This is a genomic window from Actinomyces sp. SKVG-SVH-4(1), from assembly GCF_048514265.1.
Lineage (GTDB): Bacteria > Actinomycetota > Actinomycetes > Actinomycetales > Actinomycetaceae > Actinomyces > Actinomyces oris.
Genome location: NZ_JBGEVE010000022.1, coordinates 16,483 through 27,632, shown reverse-complemented (window position 1 = coordinate 27,632; position 11,150 = coordinate 16,483). Strand labels below are relative to the sequence as shown.

9 protein-coding genes are annotated in these 11,150 nt (G+C 68.8%); 1 reads left to right on the top strand and 8 read right to left on the bottom strand.

Features of this window, described 5'->3' with window-relative positions; all coding sequences use genetic code 11:
* Positions 1–108: 108 nt before the first annotated feature.
* The 8 genes from pta to AB7V09_RS12605 form a co-directional block, all read right to left on the bottom strand.
* The gene (gene pta / locus AB7V09_RS12640) at positions 109–2,163 is read right to left on the bottom strand and encodes a phosphate acetyltransferase (RefSeq protein WP_009405611.1); all 2,055 of its coding nucleotides are present in this window, start codon (positions 2,161–2,163) and stop codon (positions 109–111) included.
* A 173-nt stretch (positions 2,164–2,336) separates the two neighbouring features.
* A complete protein-coding gene (locus AB7V09_RS12635) occupies positions 2,337–3,383 on the bottom strand; it encodes a PepSY domain-containing protein (RefSeq protein WP_419143970.1) in 1,047 nt (348 codons plus the stop codon).
* Between the two features lie 21 nt (positions 3,384–3,404).
* Positions 3,405–3,806: a hypothetical protein gene (locus tag AB7V09_RS12630; RefSeq protein WP_419143969.1), complete on the bottom strand. Its 402-nt coding sequence runs from the start codon at positions 3,804–3,806 to the stop codon at positions 3,405–3,407.
* A 179-nt stretch (positions 3,807–3,985) separates the two neighbouring features.
* Entirely contained in the window at positions 3,986–4,759 is a 774-nt protein-coding gene (locus AB7V09_RS12625; protein ID WP_419143968.1) for a sulfite exporter TauE/SafE family protein, read from the bottom strand.
* A gap of 133 nt (positions 4,760–4,892) precedes the next feature.
* Positions 4,893–5,366 carry a pre-mRNA-splicing factor gene (locus AB7V09_RS12620; protein ID WP_419143967.1) on the bottom strand — a complete coding sequence of 158 codons (474 nt, stop codon included), beginning with the start codon at positions 5,364–5,366 and terminating at the stop codon, positions 4,893–4,895.
* 251 nt (positions 5,367–5,617) lie between these two features.
* Positions 5,618–6,544: a myo-inosose-2 dehydratase gene (iolE, locus tag AB7V09_RS12615; protein WP_070512180.1), complete on the bottom strand. Its 927-nt coding sequence runs from the start codon at positions 6,542–6,544 to the stop codon at positions 5,618–5,620.
* Positions 6,545–6,786: 242 nt separating this feature from the next.
* Positions 6,787–8,442: an MFS transporter gene (locus tag AB7V09_RS12610; protein WP_279012228.1), complete on the bottom strand. Its 1,656-nt coding sequence runs from the start codon at positions 8,440–8,442 to the stop codon at positions 6,787–6,789.
* A 94-nt stretch (positions 8,443–8,536) separates the two neighbouring features.
* Complete coding sequence (locus tag AB7V09_RS12605) at positions 8,537–9,733, bottom strand: Gfo/Idh/MocA family protein (protein WP_279012227.1); 1,197 nt, start codon at positions 9,731–9,733, stop codon at positions 8,537–8,539.
* A 280-nt stretch (positions 9,734–10,013) separates the two neighbouring features.
* On the opposite strand from AB7V09_RS12605, the gene AB7V09_RS12600 reads away from it, so the two are divergent.
* On the top strand, positions 10,014–11,093 hold the full coding sequence (locus tag AB7V09_RS12600) for a LacI family DNA-binding transcriptional regulator (protein WP_419143966.1): 1,080 nt from the start codon (positions 10,014–10,016) through the stop codon (positions 11,091–11,093).
* Positions 11,094–11,150: the final 57 nt, after the last annotated feature.

Here is an 11,150-nt window from a genome sequence, read left to right as displayed (position 1 = left end):
GGGGGAGTGGGGGGGGGGGGAGGGGGGGGGGGTGGGGAGGGGGGGGGGAGGGGGGGGGGAGGGGGGGGGGGGACCCCCCCCCCCCCCCCCCCCACGCCGCTGAAGGGCTCAGCCCTGGGCCTGGACGGCGGTGATGGCGACGGTGTTGATGATGTCCTCCACCAGGGCGCCGCGCGAGAGGTCGTTGACCGGCTTGTTGAGGCCCTGGAGGACCGGGCCGATGGCGATGGCGCCCGAGGAGCGCTGGACCGCCTTGTAGCCGATGTTGCCGCTGGACAGGTCCGGGAAGATGAAGACGTTGGCCCGTCCGGCCACGAGCGAGTCCGGGGCCTTCTTGGCGGCCACGGTCGGGTCGATGGCGGCGTCATACTGGATGGGGCCCTCGACGGCGAGGTCGGGCTCCTTGGCCCGCACCAGCTCGGTGGCCTCACGGACCTTGTCCACGTCCGCGCCCTTGCCGGAGGTCCCGGTGGAGAAGGACAGCATCGCCACGCGCGGCTCGACGCCGAACTGGCGGGCGGTGGCGGCCGAGGAGATGGCGATGTCGGCCAGCTCGGCGGCGTTGGGCTCGGGGTTGACGGCGCAGTCGCCATAGACGAGCACCCGGTCCTGCAGGAGCATGAGGAAGACCGAGGAGACGATGGAGGTCCCCGGCTTGGTCTTGATGATCTGGAAGGAGGGGACGATCGTGTGGGCGGTGGTGTGGGCGGCGCCCGAGACCATGCCGTCGGCGTCTCCCATGTGGACCATCATCGTGCCGAAGTAGGACACGTCCTGGACCTTCTCGCGGGCCTGCTCGAGGGTGACGCCCTTCTTGGCGCGCAGGCGGGCGAACTCCTCGGCGTACTTCTCCAGCAGCTCGGGGTCGTTGGTGGCGACGACTCGGGCGGCGGCGATGTCCAGGCCCAGCTCGGTGGCGCGGGCCCGCACCGTGGTCTCGTCACCCAGCAGCACCAGGTCGGCGATGCCGCGGCGCAGGATGGCGTCGGCGGCGCGCAGGACCCGGTCGTCGTCGGGCTCGGGCAGGACGATGGTCTTGCGGTTGGTGCGCGAGCGCTCCACCAGCTCGGCCTGGAACATGATGGGGGTGACGACTTCGGAGGGCTCGACCTCCAGGGCCGACAGGAGGGCCTCGACATCGGCCTCCTGCTCGAAGGTGGTCACGGCGACGTCGATCTTGCGCTCGGAGCCGTGGGCGAGCAGGCCCTGCAGGGAGCCGGCTGCGGAGGCGGCGGCGAAGGTGTCCAGCGGGGAGGTGATGACCGGGATGTTGACGTCCAGCCCCTCCAGGAGGCGCAGCGCGTGGGGCGCCACCTCGAAGCCGCCGTTGAGGATGAGACCCGACAGGATCGGGAAGCTCGAGGAGGCCTGGGCCGCCATGAGGGAGATGAGCATGGCGGAGCGGTCGGCCGGGACGATGGCGAGCTGTCCCGCGGTCAGGCGCTCCAGGACGTGGGAGACGTCCATGGCGCACACGAGGACGGACTCGGCCTCGCGGTCGAGCAGCGTCTCGTCACCGGCGATGAGAGTGCCCTCGACGGCGTCGAGCACCTCGCGCACCACCGGGGCCGCCAGCAGCGGCACCTCGGGCAGCGTGGTGGAGGTGATGCCCTCGATGGCGGTCAGTGCCTCGCCGACGGCCTGGCGGGTCTCGGGCAGGCACTTGTTGGCCACGACCGCGACGGTGCGGGCGTGGTTGTCGGCGATCTCGGCCATGGAGACCTCCACGGAGGCGACGACGTCCTCCACGTCATTCTGCCCGGAGACCACCAGCAGCACCGGGACGCCGATGTTGGCGGCCACCCGGGCGTTGAGGGCCAGCTCGGGGTTGCCGGCGACGTCGGTGAAGTCCGAGCCGTCGATGATGACGACGTCGTGCTCGCGCGCCATGGCCCGGTAGGCGTCGACGATGCGTGCCAGGGCCTCCTCGGGGTCGGCGTGGAACTCGTCCCAGGTCGCGCCGACGCACTGCTCGGGGGGAGTGGTGGAGCCGGCACGGTTCAGCAGGAGGCTGAGGAAGGCATCGCCCTCACGGCTCTCCACGAAGGGGCGGAAGACGCCGACCTTGGCGACCACCTTGGTCAGACAGGAGACCAGCCCGAGGGCCACCGTTGACTTCCCGGTTCCGGCGTTGGGTGAGGCGATGTAGATACTGCGCGCCACGTTAGGTCCTTCTCGCGTTGTCTTGGAGTCAGGGGCGCCGGCTCATTCCGGTGCCGTACGGGTCCGATTGTGCCCCCACCTGCGGGTCGTCTGCGACCAAAGGCCCGATCTCCGCCCGTCTTGTGATGTGGGAACGGGCACATACTCAGGTGTCGGCATAGGTGTCATAGGTGCTAGTCCGCCCGAGTGGTCGGCCGGTGGCCGGGTGTGGAGGGGATCGCAGTTCGCCCGGTCCCGGGGTCGACGTTCACTGCGATGCTCACCGCGACGTCGTCGGGGGACTGCCCCGGGGCGAGTCCTTCTCCGTGAGCGACCCAGACCGTGTACGTCGACGACGGGTCGCTGGGTTGAGGCAGGAACAGGGCGACCGCCTGTCCGCCGCCGGCCTCCTGCGCGGCGGCGACGGCGCGATGAGGCCCGATGTCCTGGGTCTGGCCCGTGCTGGTTGATCCCGCCGGGGACTGGTGAGCGGTCATGGAGGCCGGTGCGGCCGGTTGGGTGGGGCGGATGCTGAACGCGCTGGCGTAGTAGCCCCACAGGAACAGCAGGGGGAGGAGGACCAGTCCGGCCGCCTTGAGCAGGTCGGTGTCCCGGGAGAGGCTCTGGGTGCGCCGGCGGGCGGACAGGGCAGTGCGTCGATGGCGCTGCAGCGGCCACCACGTGCGCAGCCCACTGACGGTCAGGACCGCGAGGACCACTCCCAGGGTGGCGACGACCAGCCCCCCGACGGTCAGGCCCCGGTGACCGTCACGCCAACCGGTGTGGGGGATCTCCTGGGACATCCAGCTCACGTGGCCGGGCCCCCGGCAGGACAGCAGACAACGGTGCAGGTTGTCCAGGACGGAGACCCAGGCCGGGTTCGCCGTGGCCCTGCTGGTCTCGTGCCCGGTGGAGGGTTCGATAGCGTAGGTGGCCTGTTCGGTCCGCACCTCGACGACGTCGGTGTCCCACCTTGCCGACAGGACGGGCTCGTCGGGATGGGCGTTCTTGATCGTCTCGACCGCCTGAGGCAAGGAGTCCTGACCGGAGCCGGCGTCGTGGGTGGAGACGGTCGGGTTCAATGCGCGCAGGATCTCCCCCTGGTGGGGCAGGAGCATGCCGCTGACAGTGATGATGAGCATCCCGAGGGCGGCCGCCGCCGACAGCCAGCGGCGCACGTGGGCCATCGCCCGGCGGGTGCGGGAGGGTGGGGAGGGGAGGGGGGCGACCGAGGGATCCATGGCAGTTTTCACCGGGGAGGGCTAGGACCCGGCGGGGGCCAGCAGGGCGGCAACGGCGCACAGGCAGGTCAGGACCGCAATGAGGGCGTAGACGAAGTAGCCGTGCTCGCGCCGCCGCCACAGGGAACAGGCGCCACTGACGCTGATTGCGGTGCCGGCGACCTGGATGACCAGGGCGGCGCCGACGGCCAGGGGGCCCGCGGCGCCGATGACGGGAGCCAGGGCGTAGACGATGACGCACCTGAGGCCCGAGGCCCACAGTCCCAGCATGACGGCATGGATATCGGCGCTGACCAGGAAGGGGGCTGCCGCCTCGTCCTGGGGGTCGGGGGAGGCGGCCAGGGCTGCGACAGCGTCGACGTCGTCGCCGGCCACCTCGCCGGGCGAAACGTCAACATAATCAATACTGGCCGTACTCTTCATACTGATGAATACGGTAACGGTCAGGATAAATCGCGTCAACGCTCCGCCATGGGCTGGCGATGTGATGTCAGACAGGCGTGTTTGAGGGAAATAACCGCTGGTGGGAGCCTGTTTTGTGGGCCGGAGAAATAGGGGGGTGCTCGGCTGCGTGCTGGACGCGGCCTGGCATCCGGACCGGGCTAGCGCAGCAGGGGCAGCGCGGAGATGACGGTTAGAGTGACGATGATCGGCTCGAAGACCCGCTGATCCATGTGCTCTGCGAGGCGTCGACCGGCCAGGGCCGAGGCGATGACAGCCGGGGCGGCGATCGCCGCCAGCGACAGGGTCGTGGGGTTGACCAGGCCGGCTGAGACGGAGAAGGGCAGCTTGACCAGGTTGACCAGGAAGAAGAACCAGGCCGTCGTTCCCAGGAAGGCCTTGACCGGATAGCGGCAGGCCAGGAAGTACATGGAGGTCACCGGTCCGCCGGCGTTGGCGACCATCGTGGTGAAGCCGGCCAGGCTGCCGTAGACCAGTCGGGCCAGGCGGCTGCCGGCCGGGGGCGGGAGGACGGCCTCAGGTGCGTCGTCGGGCCTGTTCCTGGTGGCCGAGCGGCGCTGGTACAGCGTGACGGCGACCAGGATCAGCAGGATGGCGCCGATGAGGCGGCGAGTGGAGTCGTTGGAGGCCAGGTGCAGGAACAGGGCGCCGGCGCCGACACCGGCCAGCACCGCCGGGACGAGCCTGCGCAGCATACGGAAGTCCGCGTCGCCGCGATAGCTCCACACGGCCAGCAGGTCGCCGGTCATGAGCATGAGCAAGATGGCGCCGGTGGACTCCTTGGCCGGCAACGCCGCGGTGCACAGGGCCACGGCGATGGTGGCAGCCCCGGGCAGGGCGGTCTTGGCGATACCGCACAGGGCCGCCACGACCACGAGCAGGATCCAGGCGGTGGTGGTCAAGGTGGGGAGCACGGGACCTCTCAGCGGTGAGAAGAGTCGGAGTCTGGTCTGAACTTTGTCCAGACTAATGCATGGCCGTCGACGGCGAGGACCGATGGGGTCCTCGCCGTCGACGGTGGCTTGCGTAAGTGCTGCCGGGGCTGCGTCAACGGGGCGCCGCAGCGGTGCGCAGCAGCGTGACGATCCCGGAGACACCCAGGAAGATGAGTGCCGTTGCGGGCAGGGTTGCACTGAGCAGGTGGTCCCAAAGAGCAGTGCGCTGGGTCGTCAGTCCGATCCCATGAAGCAGGCCGAGAGCGGCTGCTCCTGCGCCGATCGAGAGGATCGAGACCGTGGCTCGCAGCGTCCGTCTGGCAGCCGGCCAAGGGGTGATGAGCTGCAGCGGGGGCAAGGCCGCCCAGGCCGTGATCCCGGTGATGCCGCAGACAAGTGCGCTCGAGGCGGGCGAGTCGTCATGGAGGAGGTGGTCAATCATTCCCTGGACCGCGACGACCCAGAAGAGGACGCAGTAGGCGACCAGCAGGGCGTCGCTCCAGGTGAGGTGGTGATCCGTGCGCTCCCAGCGGCGGACATCGGAGAAGAACCCACTCACTGTGCCTGAAACCTGCATTGAGGACATGTCCCTTCCTCCTGTGCGTCATCGCGGTCAAGAGTGCCCTTTCCAGAATAAACCCGCCGGTGTGCCTGAGCGAAGGGTGAGTGAAGGGTGATCGTCGTCGGGCCCGGCGGGGCGGGCGGCTCGCCCCGGCGTGCTCCTCAATGGCCCGGGAACGACGACGCTCCCAACCATCACTGGTCGGGAGCGTCGAGGTGAGACGTCAGCCGGTGGGGCCCGCTCGGAGGGGGAGTCCGCGCGAACCCCGCGACGTCTCAGGCCTTGAAGAGGGTTCCCTCAAGGTAGGCGCGTGCCTTGCGGGCGTACTCCAGGGGGTTGGCGATGGCCGGGTCCTGCTCGGCCTCCACCAGGATCCACTCGGAGTAGCCGTGGTCCACGAGGAACTTGTAGGGGACGGTGAAGTCGATCGTGCCGTCGCCGGGGACGGTGAACATGCCGGCCAGGAAGGAGTCGAGGAAGGAGCGCTCGGCAGCCTTGGACTCCTCCATCTTCTCGGGACGCACGTCCTTGAAGTGGACGTGCTTGACGCGGTCGATGGTGGCCTCCAGCAGACCCATGACGTCGCCGTCACCCACGTAGGCGTGGCCGGTGTCGAACAGGAGGGAGACCTTGGCCGGGTCGGTCAGCTCCATGAGGCGGATGGTCTCCTCCTTGGTCTGGATGACCGTGCCCAGGTGGTGGTGGTAGACGAGCTCCAGGCCGTGGGCGTGGGCGACGTCGCCCAGACGGTTGAGGCCCTCGGCCAGCACCGGCCACTGCTCCTCGGTGAGCACCGGCTTGTTGGTGAAGATGCAGACGTCGCGGATGCCCTGGACCGAGCCGGTCTGCTCGGAGACGACGACGCGGGTGGCGCCCAGGTACTCCAGGTAGGCGCAGGTGGCCTCGAAGTCAGGGATGACGGCCTCGACGCCGTCGCGCAGGATGAAGGAGGAGAACCACTGGGCGACGATCTTGATACCGCGGGCCTCAGCGGCGGCCTTGACCTCCTCCTTGGGCGGGAAGAAGCCGGCGCACTCGGTGCCCGCGTAGCCGGTGTCGGCCAGGTCCAGGAGCATGTCCTCCAGGGTGTTGAAGGCGCCGACCTCGGGGATGTCGTCATTGCGCCAGGTGATCGGGTGCATGCCCCAGGAGATGCCGTGGGGGTCGGAGATGGCGGTTGCAGGGTCGAGGGTGAAGGACATCGTTGCTCCGTGTTCTCGCTCGGGTGGTGATGGGCGGTGGTCAGTGGGTGCGTGCGGTGAGGTGGCGGTGAGGCGCGGGCGGCTGCTGCGCCGTCGGCTCGGGGCCGCCAGTAGTGCGCTCCCGGGAGGAGGGTGCCGGCGTCGGTGCCGGGCGGTGGGCCCGTGCCTCGAACCTAGCAACAGGACTTTGTCCTGACAAGCCCTTTTCGGGTCCTCCCGGGAGCGCGTGTGCTGGGGGTGGGTCAGGAGTAGAGCTTCTCCATCTCGACCTCGATCTCCTCCAGGGACTTGTCCTTGGTCTCCGGCATGATCTTGAACAGGACGACGGCGACGACCAGGTTGAGCACGCCGTAGATGGTGTAGGTGATGCCGCCGCCCAGGGTCTCCATCATGGGCGGGAAGGTCCAGGTGATGATGGCGTTGGCGGTCCACATGCAGAAGATCGCCGTGCCGTTCATGATGCCGCGGACGTTGGCCGGGAAGATCTCACCCATCATCGTCCACACGATCGTGCCGTTGGAGGACTGCACGATGAGCATGAAGACGGACATGAGCCCCAGGATGAGGTAGGCGGCCCAGGTGGGCGGAGTGGTGTGGTTGGCCATGTGCGGGGCGATGAAGAACTGGAAGGTCGCCGCGATGCCCAGCAGAGTGATGCCCACGCCGATGACATCGCCGATGAGGACCTGGCGGCGCCGGAACTTCAGGATGAGCCAGATGCCGATGGCGGAGCCGATGACCGACATGACGCCGTTGGCCACCTGTGCGGTGATGGATGCCGAGGTGGACATGCCGGCGTACTCCAGCACCTTGGGGGCGTAGTACATGACGGTGTTGACGCCGGTGGTCTGGTTGACCACGGCCAGGAAGATGCCGACCAGCAACAGCTTGCGCAGCCAGGGCGTGGCCATGACGTGGCTGAAGCCCTTGCGCTGGGTCTCCTCGTCCTTCTCGTGCTGGCGGGCCTCGACCATCTCCATGATCTCGTCCTCGATGGAGCCGTCCTTCTCCGGGACGCGCACGCGCTTGAGGGCGCCGATGGCGTCGTAGAGGCGCTCCTTGGCCAGGTACCAGCGCGAGGACTCGGGCATGAGGCGGATGCCGATCCACAGGGCCACTGCCGGGATGGAGCACAGGACCAGCATGTAGCGCCAGGCCTCGCCGTTACCGGCGCTGATGCTGAGCTGGTCGAGGAAGGCGTGGTACTGCTCGGCGTTCATCGGGCCGCCCTTGGAGGACTGGAGCTTGGCGATCTCGTCGAAGACATACTGGCCCGGGGTGAAGTGCCCGCTGGGGTCCTCGGCGATGGTGATCTTCGGGCCGCCCTGGAGGGAGTTGATGATGGCGTTCATCGAGAAGGCGAGCAGCTGGCCGGTGACGATCATGAGCTGGTCGATGGCCACGATGGAGCCACGGATGCGTTTGGGTGCCGTCTCCGCCAGGTAGACGGGGACCGTCGCTGAGGCGGCGCCGACGGCGAAGCCCAGGACGACGCGGAAGGGGTACATGACCCAGACGTTGGGGGCGAATGTGGTGCCGAGTGCGCCGGCGAAGAACAGGAAGGCCAGGAAGGTGATGTTGTGGCGCCGGCCCCAGCGGTCCGACATGAGTCCGCCCAGCAGCGCGCCCAGCGCCGCGCCGACTAGCAGGGTGCCGCCGATGGCGCCCTCCTCGAAGGAGGTCAGCTGGAGGCCCTTGGCGTCGAAGGGCATGTACATGTACGGCAGGGCGCCGGAGATGACGCCGGTGTCGTAGCCGAAGAGCAGTGAGCCGAGCGTGGCCACGGCGGCGATGGCGATGACGCCGCGGTGCTTGCCCGAAGGCGGCGTCTCGGCCACCGCCTTGTTGAGCTCTTCCCTGGTGAGTCCACGCAGGGACGTCGTGACTCCCTGAGACATAGGGGGTCTCCTCTCAGTCCTGCGGCGACGATGCCGCAGGGGTTGTTGTGATGGGTGGTGGTGGAGTGAAGAGAAAGGTGCGGTGTGGGGCGGCTCAGGCGTCGAAGGTGGTGCGTCCCTCGACACGAGGGACCTCGTGCCACTGGCCGTCGGCCGCCGAGGCGACAACGGCCTCGTCGACCTCCGCGGCGCACCAGGCGTCGGCGGCCGAGGGGGCCACCTGCTTGCCGGTGAGGATCGACTCGATGAACTGCGCGGCCTCGATGGCCTTCATGTCGTCAAAGCCCATGGAGGTGCCGATGGCGGGCTGGAAGCGCTGCCACTGGCCCCACTGGGGGCCGGCCATGGCGCGGGTGTAGCCGTGCGAGGCCCCGCCGTCGAGCACGGGGCAGATCTCCAGCTCGTTGAGGTGCTCGAAGTTCCAGCGGGCCGAGCCCTTCGTGCCGTAGACCTCGACGACGTACTCGGCGCGAGGTCCCACGCTGACGCGGGAGGACTCCATGGTGCCCACGGTGCCGTTCTCGAAGCGCACCAGCATGGAGACGTAGTCCTCGTTCTCCACCGGGCCCACCTCGTCGCCGATCTCGAAGCCCGAGTGGCCGATGCCCATCTTGGTGGGGATGGGGCGCTCGGTGATGAAGGTATCGGTGACCGCGGTGACTGAGGCGATGCGACCCACGATGTACTGGGCCAGGTCGGCCCCGTGGCTCATGAGGTCGGGCACGACGCCGGCCCCGGCCTTCTCCTTCGAGGCTCGCCAGGTCAGGGGCCCCATGGGGGAGGAGTTGTAGTCGGCGATGAACCACACGCGCACATTCGTGATCCGGCCCAGCTCGCCGCCGCGCACCAGGGAGCGCAGGTACTCGATGGCCGGGGTGTGGCGGTAGTTGAAGCCGACGGCGGTCATCAGTCCCGCCTTCTCTGCGGCCTGGGCGATCTGCCGGGACTGCTCGGCGCTGACCCCCATGGGCTTCTCGATCCAGAAGGGCTTGCCGGCCTCGACGGCCGCCAGGGCCATCTCGTGGTGGAGGAAATTGGGGGCGCAGATGGAGACGGCCTCCACCTCAGGATCTGCCAGCAGATCGCGGTAGTCGGCGTAGGCGCGCTCGAAGCCCAGGTTGTCCACCGCCTCCTGACGCACCTCGTCCACGGGGTCCGCGGCGGCGACCAGCCGTGGGGTCACCCCCAGCTCGGGGAAGCGCTCGGCGATGGCGCGGTAGCTGCGGGAGTGAAGCCGTCCCATCCAGCCCAGGGAGATGACTCCGATGCCCAGTGTTGACTTGTTGGTCATGAGGGTCCTTTCCGACAACGCTGTCGGCTGCTACGTGTATGGAGGTGCGTCCGGAAGTCCCAGGAGACACCCGTCGTTAATGACGTCACAGGAAGATATCAGAGCAACTTTGTCCTGACAAGAGGGAAGTATGAGGTCTGATGACCTCTCTGAGCAGGGCCTCGTGCCCACCGGTGTTGTCGGATAGGATGTGCTCAACCGGTGTCCAAGGATGGACCCCGGATCCCGCGGATCGTGCCGGTCCGTGAGGCACAACGGCGTGGAAGGGGAGACGTCTGCCGTGGAAGGACCTCGAGGACGAGGTGGGCGGGTCACGATCAGGACTGTCGCCGAGCGCGCCGGCCGCTCCATCTCCACCGTCTCGGCGGCTCTCAACGGCTCCGACGGCGTCGCCGAGAAGACCCGTGGCGAGATCCTGCGCATCGCCGCCGAGCTCGGCTACCAGGCGGACCCGCGCGCCCAGTTCCTGCGCCGCAGCCACACCGGGCTCATCGGCGCCAGCTTCGCCATCGGGCAGGCCTATCAGGGACTCATCGTGGACGGGCTCTTCCAGGCGGCCTCCGCTCTGGAGCACGCGCCGGTGCTGGCCACCTCCACCCCGCACCGCGATGTGGCCGACGGGTTGCGCTCGCTGCTGCTCCAGCGCTGCGAGGGCCTCATCCTGGTCGATCCCGACCTCTCCGTGGACGCCCTGGCCGGCATCGTGGACCGGACCCCGACGGTCCTCATCGGCACCAGCGCCGAGCTGGAGGATGTTGACGAGGTCCACTCACGTGACGACGTCGGCATCCAGATGCTCGTCGATCACCTGGTCGACACCGGGAGGCGCTGCATCACCCATGTGGACGGCGGGAAGGAGACCGCCGCGGGGCGACGTATCCGGAGATTCGGCCAGGCCATGGAGAGCCGGGGGCTGGGGCGAGGCGCACGGGTGGAGCCCGGGGGAGGCGATGAGGACAGCGGCGCCAGGGCGGTCCACCATCTCATCGAGGCCGGCGAGCTGCCCGAGGCGCTCCTGTGCTTCAACGACCACTGCGCCGTCGGGGCTCTCATGGAGCTGCGCCGTCAAGGGGTGAGGGTGCCGCAGGACCTGGCCGTCACTGGTTACGACGGCATCCCGGTCACGGCGGCCTCGGCCTTCTCCCTGACCACGGTGCGTCAGGACGCCCGCCTCATCGCCGAGGTGGCGGTACGGGCGCTGCTGGCCCGGATGCACCCGGGCCAGGACGGCCGGATCCCGGTGGAGGTGGCCGGTGAGGACCGGCCTCTGGGGGGTCGCCTCTACCGGGTGGTCCCCGAGCTCGTTGTCCGCGACACGACGGCCCTGCCGTGCGAGCGTCGGGACGAGGCCTGTGCCTGATGCGGCACGCGGCTACGGTAAAACCTCACCGAGGAAGCCACCACCGAGGGGCGCACG